At 43.5% G+C, this 17773-nt stretch carries 21 protein-coding genes; 7 read left to right on the top strand and 14 right to left on the bottom strand.

Translation table 11 applies throughout. The features are described from left to right. Positions 1–63: 63 nt before the first annotated feature. Positions 64–792 (bottom strand): arginine ABC transporter ATP-binding protein ArtP, encoded by a 729-nt coding sequence (gene artP / locus OCV44_RS07175; RefSeq protein WP_139683954.1) that lies wholly within the window; start codon positions 790–792, stop codon positions 64–66. Between the two features lie 541 nt (positions 793–1333). On the opposite strand from artP, the gene OCV44_RS07170 reads away from it, so the two are divergent. Together OCV44_RS07170 and OCV44_RS07165 are read left to right on the top strand one after the other, a co-directional pair. Beyond that, positions 1334–3169: an ABC transporter ATP-binding protein/permease gene (locus OCV44_RS07170; protein ID WP_139683955.1), complete on the top strand. Its 1836-nt coding sequence runs from the start codon at positions 1334–1336 to the stop codon at positions 3167–3169. Between the two features lie 150 nt (positions 3170–3319). Beyond that, on the top strand, positions 3320–3784 hold the full coding sequence (locus OCV44_RS07165; protein ID WP_016786146.1) for an acyl-CoA thioesterase: 465 nt from the start codon (positions 3320–3322) through the stop codon (positions 3782–3784). Between the two features lie 144 nt (positions 3785–3928). Here the strand turns inward: OCV44_RS07165 and OCV44_RS07160 are convergent, their stop codons facing one another. Beyond that, positions 3929–6184, bottom strand: coding sequence for a peptidase U32 family protein (locus OCV44_RS07160; RefSeq protein ID WP_139683956.1), 2256 nt, complete (start codon positions 6182–6184; stop codon positions 3929–3931). Positions 6185–6357: 173 nt separating this feature from the next. On the opposite strand from OCV44_RS07160, the gene OCV44_RS07155 reads away from it, so the two are divergent. From OCV44_RS07155 to gltS, 3 genes are all read left to right on the top strand, one after another. Further along, on the top strand, positions 6358–6948 hold the full coding sequence (locus OCV44_RS07155) for a glutathione S-transferase (RefSeq protein WP_246091697.1): 591 nt from the start codon (positions 6358–6360) through the stop codon (positions 6946–6948). A gap of 215 nt (positions 6949–7163) precedes the next feature. After that, a complete protein-coding gene (locus tag OCV44_RS07150; protein ID WP_139683958.1) occupies positions 7164–8537 on the top strand; it encodes a patatin-like phospholipase family protein in 1374 nt (457 codons plus the stop codon). 76 nt (positions 8538–8613) lie between these two features. Next, positions 8614–9837, top strand: a complete 1224-nt coding sequence (gltS, locus tag OCV44_RS07145) for a sodium/glutamate symporter (protein WP_139683959.1) — start codon at positions 8614–8616, stop codon at positions 9835–9837. A 106-nt stretch (positions 9838–9943) separates the two neighbouring features. Here the strand turns inward: gltS and OCV44_RS07140 are convergent, their stop codons facing one another. From OCV44_RS07140 to OCV44_RS07130, 3 genes are read right to left on the bottom strand one after another with little or no spacing between them, the layout of a single operon-like run. After that, positions 9944–10393: a GyrI-like domain-containing protein gene (locus OCV44_RS07140; RefSeq protein WP_102327469.1), complete on the bottom strand. Its 450-nt coding sequence runs from the start codon at positions 10391–10393 to the stop codon at positions 9944–9946. 48 nt (positions 10394–10441) lie between these two features. Further along, positions 10442–10675, bottom strand: coding sequence for a hypothetical protein (locus OCV44_RS07135; RefSeq protein WP_004733848.1), 234 nt, complete (start codon positions 10673–10675; stop codon positions 10442–10444). Positions 10676–10683: 8 nt separating this feature from the next. Next, positions 10684–10935, bottom strand: coding sequence for a Rho-binding antiterminator (locus tag OCV44_RS07130; protein ID WP_139683960.1), 252 nt, complete (start codon positions 10933–10935; stop codon positions 10684–10686). Positions 10936–11179: 244 nt separating this feature from the next. Between OCV44_RS07130 and OCV44_RS07125 the strand changes: the two genes are divergently transcribed. Next, a complete protein-coding gene (locus tag OCV44_RS07125; protein ID WP_139683961.1) occupies positions 11180–11545 on the top strand; it encodes a c-type cytochrome in 366 nt (121 codons plus the stop codon). Positions 11546–11625: 80 nt separating this feature from the next. On the opposite strand, the gene catB is transcribed toward OCV44_RS07125, so the two are convergent. The 4 genes from catB to OCV44_RS07105 all read right to left on the bottom strand — a co-directional run bounded on the left by catB (position 11626) and on the right by OCV44_RS07105 (position 14270). Beyond that, complete coding sequence (gene catB / locus OCV44_RS07120) at positions 11626–12252, bottom strand: type B chloramphenicol O-acetyltransferase (protein WP_139683962.1); 627 nt, start codon at positions 12250–12252, stop codon at positions 11626–11628. Between the two features lie 92 nt (positions 12253–12344). After that, positions 12345–13076 carry a glucose 1-dehydrogenase gene (locus OCV44_RS07115; RefSeq protein WP_012604011.1) on the bottom strand — a complete coding sequence of 244 codons (732 nt, stop codon included), beginning with the start codon at positions 13074–13076 and terminating at the stop codon, positions 12345–12347. Positions 13077–13127: 51 nt separating this feature from the next. Further along, positions 13128–13511, bottom strand: a complete 384-nt coding sequence (locus tag OCV44_RS07110) for a nuclear transport factor 2 family protein (protein WP_139683963.1) — start codon at positions 13509–13511, stop codon at positions 13128–13130. A gap of 42 nt (positions 13512–13553) precedes the next feature. Beyond that, a complete protein-coding gene (locus OCV44_RS07105) occupies positions 13554–14270 on the bottom strand; it encodes an HAD family hydrolase (protein WP_139683964.1) in 717 nt (238 codons plus the stop codon). 264 nt (positions 14271–14534) lie between these two features. On the opposite strand from OCV44_RS07105, the gene OCV44_RS07100 reads away from it, so the two are divergent. Next, positions 14535–14867, top strand: a complete 333-nt coding sequence (locus OCV44_RS07100; RefSeq protein WP_139683965.1) for a PBPRA1643 family SWIM/SEC-C metal-binding motif protein — start codon at positions 14535–14537, stop codon at positions 14865–14867. A gap of 199 nt (positions 14868–15066) precedes the next feature. Here the strand turns inward: OCV44_RS07100 and OCV44_RS07095 are convergent, their stop codons facing one another. The 5 genes from OCV44_RS07095 to OCV44_RS07075 form a co-directional block, all read right to left on the bottom strand. Next, entirely contained in the window at positions 15067–15525 is a 459-nt protein-coding gene (locus OCV44_RS07095) for a DUF302 domain-containing protein (RefSeq protein ID WP_139683966.1), read from the bottom strand. A gap of 172 nt (positions 15526–15697) precedes the next feature. Further along, positions 15698–16279 carry an HD domain-containing protein gene (locus tag OCV44_RS07090; RefSeq protein WP_139683967.1) on the bottom strand — a complete coding sequence of 194 codons (582 nt, stop codon included), beginning with the start codon at positions 16277–16279 and terminating at the stop codon, positions 15698–15700. Between the two features lie 53 nt (positions 16280–16332). Further along, on the bottom strand, positions 16333–16749 hold the full coding sequence (locus OCV44_RS07085; protein WP_139683968.1) for a VOC family protein: 417 nt from the start codon (positions 16747–16749) through the stop codon (positions 16333–16335). Positions 16750–16868: 119 nt separating this feature from the next. Then, positions 16869–17213 carry a VOC family protein gene (locus OCV44_RS07080; RefSeq protein ID WP_139683969.1) on the bottom strand — a complete coding sequence of 115 codons (345 nt, stop codon included), beginning with the start codon at positions 17211–17213 and terminating at the stop codon, positions 16869–16871. Between the two features lie 88 nt (positions 17214–17301). Then, a complete protein-coding gene (locus tag OCV44_RS07075; RefSeq protein WP_139683970.1) occupies positions 17302–17772 on the bottom strand; it encodes a GNAT family N-acetyltransferase in 471 nt (156 codons plus the stop codon). Position 17773: the final 1 nt, after the last annotated feature.

Raw genomic sequence — 17773 nt, 5'->3', positions numbered from 1 at the left:
TTGATCGATGTTGTGTTTAGCTAAATCTAGAGAGTTACGTGAATCTTATGCGTTAACTCAGATTTAATGAGTCAAATACTCGGCAAACTCAGGTGTCTGCGGATTAACGAATGAATCGCTGGTACCGTGTTCAACGATGTACCCTTTTTCTAGATACAGAACGTGGCTAGCAATCTTCTTCGCGAAATCAACTTCGTGTGTCACAACCACTTGAGTAATGCCCGTTCCACTCAGCTCTTTAATAATGCTCACAACTTGGTTAGTGATCTCAGGATCAAGCGCCGCTGTTGGTTCATCAAACAACAACACATCCGGTTTCATCATCAGCGCACGTGCAATCGCAACACGCTGTTGTTGACCACCAGACAGTTGAAGTGGCCAAGCGTCTGCTTTGTCGGCAAGTTGAAGTGTCTTTAGTACTTCTTGAGCTTGCTTAACCGCTTCTTGCTTATCCAACCCCGCCACTTTGGTGGGAGCTTCAATTAAGTTTTCCATCACCGTCATATGTGGCCACAAGTTGTATTGTTGGAACACCATGCCAACTTTACGACGAAGTTTAAGCCCCTGCTTTTCTTGGATCTGGCTTGAAAAATCGAATTGCTCGTTCGCAATGTCTAATTCGCCGTTGTCCGCGATTTCTAACAGGTTCAATACACGCAGTAATGAACTCTTGCCCGCGCCGCTTGGGCCAAGCAATACCAAGGTTTCACCACTTCCACAGTCAAAGCTGATGTCATGAAGAACTTGGGTATTACCGTATGATTTGTCGATGCTCTTTACTTGAATACTCATGCCACAATACTGCATTAATTGTCATTTGTTGGTTATTCTATTCAATTCGATGTTTTATGCAAGAAAAATGTATAAAAAACTGTTTTGTTGAATTTTTGTAACGAGAGTTGCGTAAAAAACAGTCGCTATAACTGGTCTTATAACCAAAAATCACAAGTTACTGATAAGCTTGATATCGAGGAAAAAGCAAACGTTTCTCTTCCAATTAAAAAATCAGTACAAGATCTAAGAACCTGTAGCTTCCATTCGCTATTGGCTTACGCTCACATGCATAAAAATTAGAATCAAATAGCTCGTTTGATCTTTGTTTCAAGCGCCACTAAATGCTTAATGTTCCTTTTGAACAGTAAGATTCCCTCACTTGTCAGGCATCAAAGTCCGAAAATTGAGTATCCTAAGAAGCATCAGTCAGCGATGCGTGCTTTAATGGTTTCTCTTGTAAGCAACAAACGTTTACGAACGACTAGCACTTAATTCGTGACAAGTACGTACAAACAACAAGTCTTCTATTCTTAAAGCGACAACACATTAAGGCAGTCATATGCAAAACGATGTCTCTTCTACGCGTGACTCTACTCAGCGAACGGCTCAACGATCTACTCAACAAGCGCCAGAACCCAAACCTGAGAAGAAAAGCCTCAGTATTCTGTTCGAACTCAGCAAATTTATTCAGCCCTATCAAGGCCGTGTGATTGCAGCGCTGATCGCTTTGATCTTCACGGCAAGCTTAACCCTTTCGGTCGGGCATGGTATCCGTCTTCTGATCGACCAAGGCTTCAGCCAACAATCGTTATCAGATTTAGGCAGCGCGATTCAATTCATCATGGTCGTGGTCGTGTTGATCTCAATTGGTACTTTCTTCCGCTTCTATTTAGTCTCTTCTGTTGGGGAGCGTGTGAGTGCAGATATTCGCCTATCAGTTTTCAATCACGTTGTGACGCTTCACCCTAGTTACTTTGAAACCAATGGCAGTGGCGACATCATGTCACGCATCACAACCGACACAACCCTGCTCCAAAGCATTATTGGTTCGTCGTTTTCTATGGCGATGCGCTGTGCATTAATGTGTATTGGCGCAATCATCATGCTGTTCGCGACCAACATTAAGCTAACGCTGATCGTGTTAGCCTCAGTGCCGTTTATCCTGATTCCGATTTTGGTATACGGTCGACGAGTGAGAGCCCTATCCCGTCAAAGTCAAGATTCGATGTCTGATGTGGGCTCTTATGCCGGCGAAGCGATCGAACACATCAAAACGGTGCAAAGCTACAGCCGAGAAGCGCAAGAGAAAGCGTCATTCGCAATTGAAGTAGAAAAGGCTTATGAGATTGGTCGCCAACGTGTAAAACAACGCGCGATTCTTATCTCTGGTGTGATTGTTATCGTGTTCAGTGCGATTGCAGGCATGCTTTGGGTTGGTGGTAGTGATGTCATCAACGGTACCATGTCGGCGGGTGATCTGGCTGCGTTTGTTTTCTATGCGATAATGGTGGCTTCATCGTTAGGTACGATTTCTGAGGTGATGGGTGAATTGCAACGCGCGGCAGGTGCGACAGAGCGATTAATCGAGATCCTACAAGTTGAAAGCCACATTGTTGCGCCTGTAGAAAATCCAACATCACTGGATAACGTGACACCAGAAGTCGCTTTTGATGATGTGACCTTCTGTTACCCATCAAGACCGGACCAACCCGCAACAAGTAACCTCACACTAACTGCCCATGAAGGTAAAGTATTGGCTTTAGTTGGCCCGTCTGGTGCAGGTAAAACGACCCTATTTGAACTGCTGCAACGTTTCTACGACCCACAAATAGGCAAAGTAACGTTAGGCGGTGTTGAACTGAATCAGTTTGATCCGAATGAATTAAGAAAGCAGATGGCGCTTGTACCGCAGCAACCTGCTCTGTTCAGTAACGATGTATTCCATAACATCCGATACGGAAACCCTGAAGCAACGGACGAGCAAGTTATCGAGGCCGCTAAAAAAGCACATGCACATGAGTTCATCCAAAACCTACCTGAAGGCTATCACAGCTTTCTTGGTGAACGCGGTGTTAGGCTTTCTGGTGGTCAGAGACAACGTATTGCGATTGCTCGTGCCATCCTAAAAGATCCAAACATTCTATTGTTGGACGAAGCAACCAGCGCACTAGACAGCGAAAGTGAGCATCACGTTCAACAAGCTTTAGAAGAGTTAATGCGTGGCAGAACGACGATCATTATCGCTCATCGTTTATCAACAATTAAACACGCCGACCAGATTGCGGTGCTCGATAAAGGCCGGCTAGTAGACATCGGCGACCACCAGTCTCTCATCAATAGCTGCGAATTGTACCAACGCTTAGTTGAACTGCAATTCAAACACCTTAATGTGTAAACATTGAGTGGATGTGCAACTAAGTCCCTGACATTGTGTGGTTTCAAGCTTCAAAAACTTAAATTACACGTGTTGCAGTTTTGTTAATTTAACGGTAGGGTTTTTATTCCAATAACAACTTATCCCGCAGATAACAATAAGAGAGTTCGCATGGAAGCACTATTATCTGACTACCCGGTAGTAACAGAAATCCCTGTCGCTTGGGGAGAAATGGACGCACTCAATCACGTTAACAACGCCGTATATTTTCGCTATTTCGAAACCGCTCGCTTAGATTTTTTTAAGCATGTAGAGCTGATGGAAGAGATGGCGATTACCAAAGTTGGCCCTGTTCTTGGTGACACTTACTGTAAATATTTCCGCCCAGTCACGTATCCAGATACGTTGATGATTGGCTCTCGTGTCACTGATATTCAAGATGACCGATTCACCATGGAATACGCGATTGTCAGTAAGACTCAGCAAAAACTGACGACCATTGGCACCGCGACTATCGTGATGTTTGATTTTGCTTCAAACCAAAAAGCCCTGCTCTCACTACGCTTAACCAACGAAATTGAAAAGATGAACACGTTGAAAAGCCCATGCTTCAAACAAGAAGCCGTGACGGAATAACGTGTTAGCTGATTAAAAAAGACTCAGAAAATTTCAGACATTAAAAAGCCACTCGATTTGAATTGAGTGGCTTTTTGTTTATTGGTTCGCAGCGCTTATAAGCGTTTAAGCTCTATAGACCTTGTACCCTATAAACCTTTAACCCTATAAGCCTTGCACGTATTGAGCGTTAGTTCGAACTTCAACCATCTGCTCTAGGTTCTGTTGTGAACCATCAACGCCGTCAATCAAACCTTGGAAGTGTTTGATCAGCTCTACTTTGTCTTGTACTTCTTTCGAACCCGCGCCGATGTTGGTTAGGTCGATGAAAAACTCGTCGAACAGACCAGAGAAATCCGTTACAGCGTCATGGTTTAAGAACTGCTCGTGGTTGTAAATGCTTGGGTAGCCGCCCTTCTGTTTATCAACCGCGAAAGAGATGCCTTTCACGTTAGTAATCGTGGTCGCTTTCTCACACTTCAACATACAACCCGCTTCGATGCTTGGCTTGTTACAACCGACAGTTCTTTGGAAGAAACACTGACGGCTGGTCATCATCAAGATTGGGTGGTAGATGCTGTAGAACAGTTTGAAGTTCTCTGGGCGGCGAATATGACGAATCTGACCTTTGTTGATCTCGTTCGAAATGAAAGCACCGGCACAGTTAAGCTCTTCTTGCAGAGTCACTAATGCGTGAGAGTTGGTCGTGTTCATGAACGGACCTGCAACCCACTCGATACCCATTTCGTAAGCTTTGTAAGCAATACCCGTGTTGTTGGTCACAATACGAGCTGGCTTGATCTCTTCAAGAATACGAACCGCTTCGTCGTAGTCTTTGCCGATCAATACTGCTGGGAACCAAGGAATCAAACGTGGGTTTGCTGCCAAGATGTCGATGTACTTGTTACAACGCTTCTTGAAGCTTTCAGGCAGTTTGAAGTAAACATCCGCATCAGTTACGTCACACAGGTGCAAGTCTTCCACATCAGCGATAAGCATCGACATGGTTGGCTTCTCGTTCACCTTCGGTTGCTGAGGCAGTGCTGGCACTTCAACGTGCTTAATCACTTTCACAGAACCGTTTAAGATGAAATCGATTTCGTCTTTTAAGACCGACACTTCTTTCAAAGGAAGAATCAGACCTTCATCTAAGTTGTCGTAGTTACAGTTTTCAAGCGTATGAACAGCACTCTTCACTGACTTGAAACGCTTCTCAAGTAACGCCTGAGTAATCGCAGTCTCTTTAGCTGTCGCCAACAACGATTGAGATTGAACCGTAAAGTTTTCTTTTGGTGTGTTCACTGTCACCGTAAATGGTTGATCCACCTTAGCGCTAAACGACAATGACACGGGTGTTTTACGAATATCAAGGAACTCGATCTTGTCGCGCATTTCGCTGCCTAGGGCGTTTTTAGCTTCGTAAAGATCGCTGGTCACTTCTTGAATTTGCACAACAGAGATTTCATTGTTCTCTTTCGTCGCTTTATCTACAGCGTAATTCATGCTGTTGTCACGAGGATTATCAATGAACATGTCTTTCGTTAGGTTGCCCTTAAGGAAAGAGTTGGTGAAATCACGGTTGAATACTTTGTGCAGGTTCGAATCGTCTTCGATCAACAAACCACTTTCTACAAAGCTATCAATCTGTTTGCGCCACGTATCAACTACTGTGTATACGTAGTGTGCGCCTTTGATACGGCCTTCTACTTTCAACGAGTCAACTTTCGCGTCAACCAATTCAGGTAGGTCATAGTAAGCGGAGTTATCTTTCAAGTTGAGTGGGAACTTGTTGCCCGCGTTTGTGATTTCGTATTCATCACGACATGCTTGGCTACAACGGCCACGGTTACCTGAGTTACCCACACTTACTGAGCTTGAGTAACATTGACCAGAGAATGCGATACACAAAGCACCGTGTACAAACACTTCTGTCAGTACATCGTGATCATGTGCCACTTCCGTCAGCATTTTGATTTCTGGCAGATTCAATTCACGAGACAAGTTAACGCGTGTTGCGCCAATCTTAGACAAGAACTTAATCTGGCCTTCGTTGTGCGTCGTTAACTGAGTCGATGCGTGAACATCTAACGATGGGAAATGCTTTTTCACCAAATCAAATAAACCAAGATCTTGAACGATGATGCCGTCTAGTTTGGTGTTCACCAGTTGGTTCAGCAATTTAGTGATAGTCTTAATTTCATGCTCCAGCAGCACAACGTTAAGAGTCAGAAACACTTCACAACCATATTCATGAGCAAGGCGAATCACACCATTCAACTCATCTAACGAAAGGTTAGAGGCTCTGTTACGAGCGTTGAAGGTGTCTAAACCACAATAAACCGCATTGGCACCGGCCACGATAGCGGCTTTAATCGCCTCGACATCGCCACCTGGGGCTAATAACTCAATCTTTCTGCTCATTTTTGAAGTCGCTCACTTACTTATAATTTTTAAGGCGCGTATTCTACCTACAACACGATCTCTTTACCACCTAACAACACTTTCCAAACTAAATGACCTCAATAATGCCAAATGAATTCGATTTACCTATCCTTTATTCTTTAAGACGCTGCCCTTACGCTATGCGAGGAAGAATGGGGATCGCCTTATCCCAGCAAAAAGTGTTACTTAGAGAAATCGTTACCAAAGATAAGCCTAGCGAACTATTGGCCAGTTCGCCAAAAGGCACTGTTCCAGTATTGGTATTGCCAGATGGTCAAATCATCGAACAGAGCTTAGATGTGATGATCTGGGCGCTTCAAAAAAACGATCCTCAAGATCTTCTGCGTTCAAGTAACCCAACACTTAGCCAACAAGTCCACCAGGTCATCAAAACCAACGATGAAGATTTTATTGGCCACTTGGAAAAGTACAGAGCGTCTGTTCGTTACCGAAACATCGATACTGAACAACGTCGACAGGCCTGTGAAGGGTTCATCAGCAAGTTAGAAGCTCTACTCACCAATCAGCCTTACTTCTTTGGAGAAACGCCAAGCCTAGCCGACTTTGCTGTGATGCCGTTTGTCAGCCAGTTCGTGAGAGTCGAAAAGAAATGGTTTGTGCAATCTGAATATAAAAACGTAGGACGTTGGTTAAGAGCGCACCTCGACAGTAAGCTCTACACCCAAGTCATGAAGCAATACCCTTTGTGGAATGAAACCAAGCAAGATTGTCTTTTTGGCTAGGATTAAGTCGCTATGAATTACTGGAGATAGCTCCAAATTGATGAAGATAACTCTAGATTACCAAAGATGCCTGTAAACAGTTCTAAATAAGCTTGATTGCCTCTAGATTGTTATGAAAATCATGACACTGAATCACAAGTGGTACTATTGATGGCATATTAGATATCAACGAAAATCGCCTTTCACTCAATCACAACGTTAGTTTGAAATGCGCTATGTCAAAAAACAAAGTAAACACATTCAACACACCTAGCCTCGATTTTAAAGGGTTCACGAAAGTTTCACTGTTAGTGGCCTTCTCGCTTGCCCTTTCAGGCTGTAGCGCTAAAAACAAAGCAACCAACACAAGCCCATCTACTGCGCAGCAGAATCAAGCCTACACAGCGAAGAGCTTCAATAACCCCAATAGCAAAGTTACGTTGATCCTCTCTTTTTCTGGTGGCGGCACGCGTGCGGCGGCGCTCTCATATGGTGTGTTGCAAGCATTGCGCGACACCAACATCGAAGTAAATGGTGAAACGGTCAATCTGTTAGAAGAAGTTGATATGATCAGTTCGGTATCCGGTGGCAGCTTTACCGCTGCGTATTATGGTTTGTATGGTGACCAGATATTCGAAGATTACGAAGAAACGTTCCTTTATCACGAAGTCTCGAAAGATCTGTTCTCCATCCTTTTATCTCCGACTTATTGGTTCTCGTACGCCACCAGAACAGACAAAGCTACCGACTATTACAAAGCCAACATCTTCGGTGAAAGTACATTTGCCGACATGCACCGAGAAGACGCACCCTATATTGTCATTAACGCGACCGATATTTCAACAGGTTCACGTTTTTCATTCACACAAGAGTATTTTGACCTCATTTGTTCAGACTTGAACAGTTATTCAGTGTCCAGTTCGGTGACGGCTTCTTCTGCTGTGCCTTTCGTTTTCACACCTGTGGTACTAGAAAACAAAAATGACTGTGACAAATCAGAGCATTTACAGCCTTCATTTGAAGCCACGAGTTATCGCAATAGAAATCTGATCAAATCGCTAAAGTCCTATAGCAATAAGGATGATGTGAGTTATCTACACCTTGTCGATGGCGGGATTACTGATAATCTTGGTTTGTTGTCGGTTTATGAAATGTTTGAATATTTGCGTTATAACGACAACGAAGAGTTGAAAAACTTGTACAACTACCAACACGCACGCCCTATCGTCATCATTTCGGTTGATGCATCGACGACGCCAGAGTCGGGCATTGGAGAGTCAATTGAAGCGCCTTCCGTGAAACAAACGGTGGATGTCATTACCGATATCCAGTTGCATCGCTATAACGACACAACAAAAGATTTGATCGTTGACGAGTTGCAATCTTGGCAAGAACTGGCCTCTCAGCAAGATCTTAAGATCTCACCCTACTTCATTGAGATCAGCTTGAATAAATCAGACAACAGCGCCAAGCGATATCTACTCAATCAAATTCCGACGGACTTTATGATAGACAAAGAAAACGTCGACCTATTGATTGAAGAAGGTAACAAACAACTTGTTGCCGATCCGGAATTCCGAAACTTCTTATCATTTGAACGCAACAAATAATGCTAATCTAGTTGCTTATTAACGCACGTTTGGGCAACTAAAGTTACGTCATAACTTCACCTTTACAAGGATCACTATGGAATTTGAAAACAACATCTTACATCTCGGGTCATTCTTTGCTGTGACCATGGGGATCGTGGTTCTATTTGTCGGACGAAGGCTTAATCAAGTCATCGGTTTTTTGAAAGAGTTCAGTATTCCTGAACCTGTCTCTGGCGGGATTTTGGCATCGCTCCTGTTCGCGGCACTTTACGCGACGACCTCAATCGAAGTGCAGTTTGATCTATTTGCCCGCGATGTATTATTGGTCTACTTCTTTACCACGATTGGTATTAACTCAAGTTTGAAAGACCTGTTTAAAGGCGGAAAGCCCTTGGTGATTTTGCTAGCAATCACTATCTTCTTCATGATTATGCAGAACATCGTCGGTATTTCTGTCGCATCGATGTTTGGCCTAGAGCCTGTCTTTGGCCTACTCAGCGGAAGTATTTCACTGATTGGCGGACATGGTACCGCGATCGCTTGGGCGCCAAAGGTTGCGGAAGAATTTGGTTTGGAAAGCGCGATGGAGATTGGTATCGCCAGCGCAACATTCGGGCTGATTTTAGCCAGCCTGATGGGTGGCCCGATTGCTAAGTTTCTTATCAAGCGTCACAACCTCAAACCTGCTGACGGGCAATCAAACTCAATCGATTCAAATGCCAAAAAGCAACAACAAGCTCTTACATCATTTCAATTTTTAGACGCCGTGTTAGCGATTCATATTTGTGTCATTGTCGGCGCGTTGCTTAATGAATTGATCAGCCAAACCGGGTTACAGCTGCCACTGTTCGTATCGTGTTTGTTTGCGGGTATCGTGATCACCAACGTAATGCCAGACTCCTACCCAAGAATATCAGGCACCAAATGGCCAACACGCTCGCCTGCTATCGACTTAATTGCTGAAATATCCTTGGGTACATTTTTGGCGATGTCACTAATGAGCATGCAACTTTGGACGCTCATTGATTTGGCTGGTCCTATCTTCGCGATATTGGCAATGCAGCTGCTACTGGCGGTGATAATCAATATCTTCATCGTCTTCCCATCAATGGGTAAGACCTATGATGCAGCCGTTGTGTGTGCGGGGTTTGGAGGAATTTCATTAGGTTCCACACCGACAGCCATGGCAAACATGTCGGCAGTCAGTCAGAAGTATGGACATTCAGCACAAGCCTTCATCATCGTGCCATTGGTATGCGCGTTCTTCATTGATTTAGCGAACGCCCTGATTATTCCTTACTTCATGAGAATGATGTAGCTGACCTTTGTTAAGGCGGTGTACCCCAATAAAAAGAGCCGCTCAATAAAGAGCGGCTCTTTTGCTAATGACTAAACTTGCGCTATTACTAATGACAACCCAAAGCTTATTGAATCGCTATCGAAATCTCGACTTCAGTTTCGCCTTTGTAGAATTCAAAATCTGTCGTGTAAGTTCGAACATGTGGGCAATCCGCTGCGTTGAAATACGCCCACACCTCTCCCCATAAATCGATGACCGCTTGAGGAAGTTCACCTTCAGCAGAAAACGTTAGGTACTTACCTGCTGCAATTTCGGTTTCCACCAGATTATCTAGGTTTTTATCGGTAAGTGCATTGGTACACGCAACAACATCGAACTCACCAGTAAAATCCGATTGATAATTAGTGTAGACGCCATAAACCTTTGAGTCTGGAGTTAGCTTAGGAAAAGCTTGATCGAAAAACCCTTGCCATAATTGGCCTATCTTCGCTTTTTCTGGGGCAATCTCATCGGTATTAGTGGTTCTTACTGAAAACCCATACGCCTTTACGGCTTCAATCGTTTCTACTTTCATTCATTTTACTCCTAAGCCAATCGACGCTTTAACTATGTAAAATCTTAACTAATCTTGTATCTCTTTGTGGCCACACTTTTCACAGACAAGATGACGGGAAAACTCATCCATTGACGCGATAAACGGGCCAAGGAACCAACCTTTTATCATCCCTGCCCAAAACTCGCTTCGCTTTTGGTTAGGTTTGTCTGCAAACGCACTCGTCTTTCTGACCAACACAACAACGTGTTGTGTATCTTCTCTGCACGCGGTGCAATAGCATTGTTCTATGGTGTTATTCATTTGAAAGCCTATGACGTTTTGAATGAAATCTGCTGAAAATGAGGATTGTCGACACAGACTTCTAGTGTGGAAATGTCAGTGAGTACGACAAGTTGTTCTACACCTTGAATACTGACCTTAATACACTCTTCACGGCTATCATTGCGTTGTGTATCTAATCCGACACACTCTATCTGCTCGCCAGACTTCAGTGTTAATTTGATTGGGTATCGGTGCATACACACAATCTCAATATAATCGTAATCGTTGCAACTAATCATAATACCCCTCTAATTCATCCACCACGCTAATGCGACACGCCATACTATGCAATATGCATATAATCAATCATTTACCCAAATCACATGATGTTAGTCCGCAACTAAACCTATTTCTAAATTTACTTCTAAAGCTAATTCTAAAGCTAATTCTAAATTTAGCTTAATACCGCTTCACCCATTCACGTTTCTTCTACTCACACTTGGTTATTCTTTCACTGTTAAAGAACAATCGAGAATAAAAAAAATGAAACACATGAACTATTTACACTTGTTAGCTTTCTTAGGATTAGTCACTTCAATGATGACGTTTAATGTTAGTGCGGCCACTGAAGTCGATGCGAGCCAATTCGCCAATGGTAAAGATAAATACAAGCAGCTTTGTCTGGTGTGCCATGGCGACAAAGGACATGGTGACGGCCCCACTGCCGCTTCGTTACCACACAAACCTGCCAATATCGCTAACAAACTAGGCGGCTTTTTTACCAGCCCAAGCTCTTTGGCGAATGACATTTTAGAGGGTGATGTGGAACAAGGTATGCCTGCATGGCAAGGTGTTATCACAAAGCAAGATGCGTTAGATATCCTGTGGTATATAGATTCAATTCAGTAAGTTTTCGCTTGTTTGAGCATTCTTGTATAAACACCATGTGGGGCTACATTGTCACGCGTGGCTATATCGGGGGACAGCGATTACTTGAGAGCTTTCCAATACTGATAAAGCCCATCGATATCTGAAGAGCACATCAACGACATCGCACCTTTGATTTGCTCTTCGCTCCACTGCCACCATTTTATTTCTAACAACTGAGCAATTTCAGTTTCATTGAAACGATAGCGGATGTGACGCGCAGGGTTTGAACCAGCAATCGAGTATGGCGCAACGTCTTTGGTCACCACAGCTCTACTCGCGATAATAGCCCCGTCACCAACCTTAACACCGCTCATGATCATGGCTTCTGTGCCAATCCACACATCGTTGCCAATCACGGTATCACCAGAGCGTTCAAAGCCGTCGATCGCATCTTCAAACTTTTCGTCGTCTTGGTAGAAAAACGGGAAAGTGCTGACCCACTGATTTTGATGTCCTTGATTGCCCGCCATCATGAAGACAGCACCAGAACCAATCGAGCAATAACTGCCGATGATCAACTTGTCGATGTCTGTTCTATCAGGCAGCAGATAACGCGCACAATCATCAAAGCTGTGATTGTGGTAATAACCTGAATAGTAGCTGTGCTCGCCCACGATGATGTTTGGGTTGGTCACCTGTTCTTTAAGTGACTTTCCGACAAACGGGCTCTCAAAATAGTTTTTCATGTTTGTACTCTTAGTTTCGTTCTTTTAGTTAGGTACTTTTGTTGCGTGTTTATGGTTTTAACAGGTTTATCTTAGTGTAAATGCCAACGTGCCTAACGACCGCCTGCAATATCAATAAACGAACCGGTTACATACGAAGCTTCGTCTGATAATAACCATGCGATAGAATTAGCCACCTCTTCTGGTGTGCCACCTCGTTGTAATGGTAGCTGCGAGGCTAGTCTGTCTACGCGATCAGGCTCTCCGCCGTCTGCGTGCATCTCAGTGTAAATGCACCCAGGCCTTACGCCATTTACTCGGATATTGCGTGAAGCTAATTCAAGCGATAAGCCTTTGGTGAGTGAATCCATCGCACCTTTCGATGCTGCGTAATCCACGTACTCAAATGGTGCGCCCGTTCGCGAAGCCGCAGACGATACATTCACAATCGAACCCGCACCGTCAGCTTGTTTGATAAAGGCTTTACTGCAAAGGAAGCAGCTTGATACGTTCGATTTCATCACCTTTTCAAAGCGATCCAATTCGATGTCAACCAAAGGTGACTGAGTAAACAAAATCCCTGCATTATTGACCAAGTGAGTCACCGGACCTAGCTTGTTACGAGCAATCTCGAATAAGGATTTCACGTCCGATTCAACAGACACATCCGCTCTAACACTAATAGCGGTTCCACCTTGTTCACGAATATCATTAACTAGCTCTTCCGCTCGCGATTCATTGTGTATGAAGTTAACGCATACGGCATAACCTTTACTGGCCAACAATTTAGATGTCGCCGCGCCAATGCCTCGGCTCCCGCCTGTTACAATCACTACCTTGTTCAATGAAACCTCCTAATGCCACTTGTTTGTTATAACCTGGTTTTTCGTTACAAACTAATTGCTCGACACAACCTTAACCCACTGCGATCGCCAAGCCGGCGCTTCGAATGGGTCTGGCCAAAACTCAGTTTGTTTTTGAATTAAGCCATCAACAACCGTGTGAAAGGTGATCACTCTGTCTTTCAATACACTGTCTGTAACCGAAACGTCCGTTACTACGGAATCTCCTTCACAGACAATCGAATTGAGCGTGAACTCCCAAACACCATTGGCTGGGTATTCAGCATTGATTGCCGTGAAGTTGTCGCGCCCTACCGTCAATTCAGACGACTGAGGCCAATAACCTTCAAAATCTGTGGCTAGCCATTCACTTGCCTTTGCAAAATCGTTGGTGCGCATTGCATCCCAAAATCCTAATACCACGTCTTTTGGTTTCATTATTCTTCCTTAAATTAGCTACTTTCGACTAAGCGTTACTGATTAAACGTATTTGCCAATGATTATTGAAAGATCATCGACACTGTGAGCAATGTAATCCGGCTTGGTTTGCCAATTTTCAGGTTCAGAACGGCTATAACCCGCAGCTACCGCAATCACTTTTGCGTTCTTACCCAGTGCTACTTCAATATTGCGAGCAAACTGTGTATCCGCCTCATGGTCACCGATATACATCAAACACAGTTCTTTAGATTGAGCTTCACCAAATATGTTCTCAACACACTTCATGCCGCCAAACGGATGCGGTTTTTGATTACCATTCGATACATCGTCATAGCCAACAACTGACTTAAACACCTCACCGATACCGTAGCTATCGAGTACAGTTCGAATATTCAATTGAGAGTTTTGCGAGCAAATCCCATGAGGAAGGTGCGCGAACTGACTGATCACGTTTTCCATTCCCTCAAACAAGGCTACGGGAGTTTGATTTTGCTCTTGATGCTCTGCCCACATACCACCAGCGATCAACATTTCATCATGAGACATCCCATAATAATCGACATACAAGGCTTGCCAGTTTTTAGCACCGTGGTTGGCTTCGTGATAGAGCGCTTCACTCAACAAATATTTGGGTAAATTATCACCTGACAAATGTGGTGCGACCACAGAGATAATGTCTTTGGTTATTGCGATATTTTTTGGAACTGAATTGACTAAGGTTCCATCATAATCCCACAGTATGGCATCTAATTTCATACACTATCTCTTTGTTTAAATTGGCTATTTGAATTTATCACTCTAACCCCTATTGAGGAAAACTTTATTGTCTCTAATTTGAAAGATAACCCAGAGCAAGCAAAAAATTGAGAGGTTGCGGAGCGTAGAATCGTTATACGAGAATAACTAAACAAGCTTTGCTCACATAACCGCTTTATCAATTGCAATATATCAGTATAATCCCCCGCTCTATAACGCTATCCAGCATTGGAAGAGCGTCATCCAAATTTTAATGAGTACCCAATGTCGAAACTATTTTTCAAAGGCCGTATTGAAACAAGACAAAATCACGTTCTTGCAGGCTACAACGTAAACCGCGATGTTAAAGTGGGTACTGAAGAGTCACCAGTAAACGTAATGGTTCAAACTGAAGCTCGCAAAACTGAAGTTGAAGCAATCGCAGCTGAACATTCAATCTTCGTGACTGTGTCTGTGGATGCAGAAAAAGAAGAAAACACGCTTGAGTTCGACACGTTGCTAAACAAGCCAAAAACAGTGACGTTCGAAAAAACACCTAACCGTAACGATCCATGTTCTTGCGGTAGCGGTAAGAAATACAAGAAGTGCTGCGCATAAGCGTTTCTGATTCACGCTACTCATAGTGTGATTGAGATGATTGATTTAAATCGGGCAGATCACTTCGATCTGCCCGTTTTTTTATGTCTCGAGTTGCTCATTTTGAAATATATTAGCTTTTAGAGAACATTATCTTTTATCGAACAATAGCTTTTGCTCAACCATGATAAATCAACCAACATGCTGGCGAATTATTGGGTTATTTCGCTTTAGCCACTGTCGCTTCTGACAACTTACTTAGTACACCAGATATTTTTTGAATCACTTTGTCACAGCCATTGATCGCGTGACGCTCTACCAAGTAATTAGGATCGTTGTAAGACAACCATACTTTCTTATTGGAATCTTCCGTGACTAACACCTTCTGCGGTAAATCTATCGCGACTTCTTGAGCACATTGCATTAATTGTGTCCCTATTTTCGGGTTACCAAAGATGATGACTTCGGTTGGTCTCAATTCAAGATCGACCTTACTCGCATTTTTCTGATGGTCGATTCTCGCAAACAAGGTCAAACCTTTGCTTTTGGCGATTTCTTCAAAACGGTCAGCGGTCTCTTTCACTGAGTAATTACTTTGATATTTAATCAAACCATCAGAAGCCGCAGCTGAAAATGATGCCGAGAGTAAAATGGCGCATAGTGGTAGTAATTTTTTCATTGTTACCTCTGATATTTAACCGAATCAAACTTACATTCATAGCGCCACTTCTAAAATCAGCGACGTAGCCCATGTCAGTATAGACACGTTTCCATTCTCAATTTGCAGAGAGGATCACTTTTCTAATGCGTCTTATTATCACTATGATTTCAAGCTTCCTCACAGCACGGGGCTACTTGAGCAATCCTTGTGCCGCAGCACCTTCAAGTTGCACCTCTAACTCTTGCCATAGAGCTCGACTGCCTTTAGAAATACGCTCGCCATTAAAGGTCAGTACTTTATCTTTAGAGATGTTGTGCATTTTCCAGCTATGCCCCCCACCATGGATGTTATGAAGCAAAGGCGGCACTCTATCGATCGCCTTACCAAACCTGGCTTCCGGTGACTCACCCGCTTCAAACTCGAGCCATAATTCCAAATACTCGCTTCTTGAATGGCTCGGCAGTGATTTCAGCAAGCGCTCGACGCAGTTTCTCTCTTTAAGCTTATTTTCTTCAGTCTCACTGGTATAAATGATGGTGTCTCCGGCATCGATTTCCCCAAGGTCATGAATCAACAGCATCTTCATCACTCGCGTAATATCGATTTCTTCATTGGCATAATCTTTCAACATAAGTGCGCTCAAACAGACGTGCCAGCTGTGTTCGGCGGAGTTTTCATATCGATCCAATCCAACCGGTTTTGTTTGTCGATGAACATCCTTTAATTGTTCAATTTCGACCATGAATTGCAGAATGCCTTTGATTTCTTCCACGATGAGCTTCCTTTAATTGAGCTTGAGCAACACACGAATGAGCCTTAGCTTGTTTACCTGTTAGCCATAGGATGTTCAGGGTTTAACTGAAGCAGATCCCACAAGTTACCGTAAATATCTTCAAACACAGCTACGGTACCGTAGCTTTGCTCCTTAGGCTCTCGAACAAAGTTAATGCCTAAAGACGTCATGCGTTCGTAATCACGCCAGAAATCATCGGTGTTTAAGAATAGGAATACGCGTCCACCAGCTTGGTTGCCGATGAAATCAAGTTGCTCTGGCTTGGAAGCTCTAGCAAGTAACAGGCTCACACCAGTTGAATTTGGTGGAGCAACAACAACCCAGCGCTTATCTTCTTCTGGTAAATACGTGTCTTCGATGAGATCAAACTTAAGCTTGTTTACATAGAAATCAAGTGCTTCATCGTAGTCTTTTACCACGAGTGCAATGTGGACAATATTCTGTTTCATAACATACCTTGTTGGGGTTTTAGCTGCGTGAAATGATGCCATGAAGCAAGCAAAGACACTAGGTGTTGCACCATAAATCGTAGTATCTCATCCGTAACAATCTAAAAGCTATGCTTCACCTATAACTGCCAGAACCCGAGCTCGACGCCACCTTGGATAACTATTGCACACATGCCATGACGTGGTAACTCCATTGGCGGTACCGCGACTTCGGCGCCTAGTTTCTCGGCTGCGTTCACTGCAGACTGAATATCCTCAACCAGCGTGTAATGACGAACAGTTGGTTCTTCAGTTTCACGAAGCGGTGCTCGAATGCCTATCACCCCACCATTAGATAACTTTGCAGTGCGAGCCCCACCAAGGTTTACATCTGCACCACTGAACTTCACGTTGTAAAGTTGAGCGTATGTTGCACAAACAATATCGACATCTGGGGTAACCACTTCAAGATATTGAACCTTCATCAAATTTCCTTTTCGCGTTCTTTAAGACTCTCAACCTGCATACAGCTGTGCAGGTGTTTCTCATCAATAATTAATCGGTTTAATATTACTAAGCGATTTGACCGCGCATGATAAATTGCGGGCCTGCTGCACCACCTAGATACTGTTCATTGGTATCTTCGAAGCCGCCTTTCTTATAACAGTTGAATGCTGCGGGGTTTTTGCAATTCACGGTTAAGTAAATCGACTCATTCGCTGAGTAATTCGCTTTTAAATACGGAAACAAAGCCTTCACCGTGCCAGTTCCTAAACCTTTACCTTGCTGGTTTTTATCAAGTACAAAAGCTCTTAACCCAATGCTTCCTTCTGGGCAAAACTCGTAATACTCTGCGTAAGCGATATCCAACTTAAAGTAGCCAACAACTTCGTTATTAAACTTAATCACGTGCAAGTGCGTCGTTTCACTGCCGTCTAATAAAAACTCTGCAGCTTTTCCAGCGAACTTCACCTGTTCATCGGCGAGTTGGATGGCCTGAACTAACGCCACATGTGATTCTTCAAGCCTTTCGATAGTTATCATT

Source organism: Vibrio tasmaniensis, from assembly GCF_024347635.1.
Taxonomy (GTDB): domain Bacteria; phylum Pseudomonadota; class Gammaproteobacteria; order Enterobacterales; family Vibrionaceae; genus Vibrio; species Vibrio tasmaniensis.
Note: the sequence above shows the minus strand (reverse complement) of the source record. Positions and strands in the feature narration are given on the sequence as shown.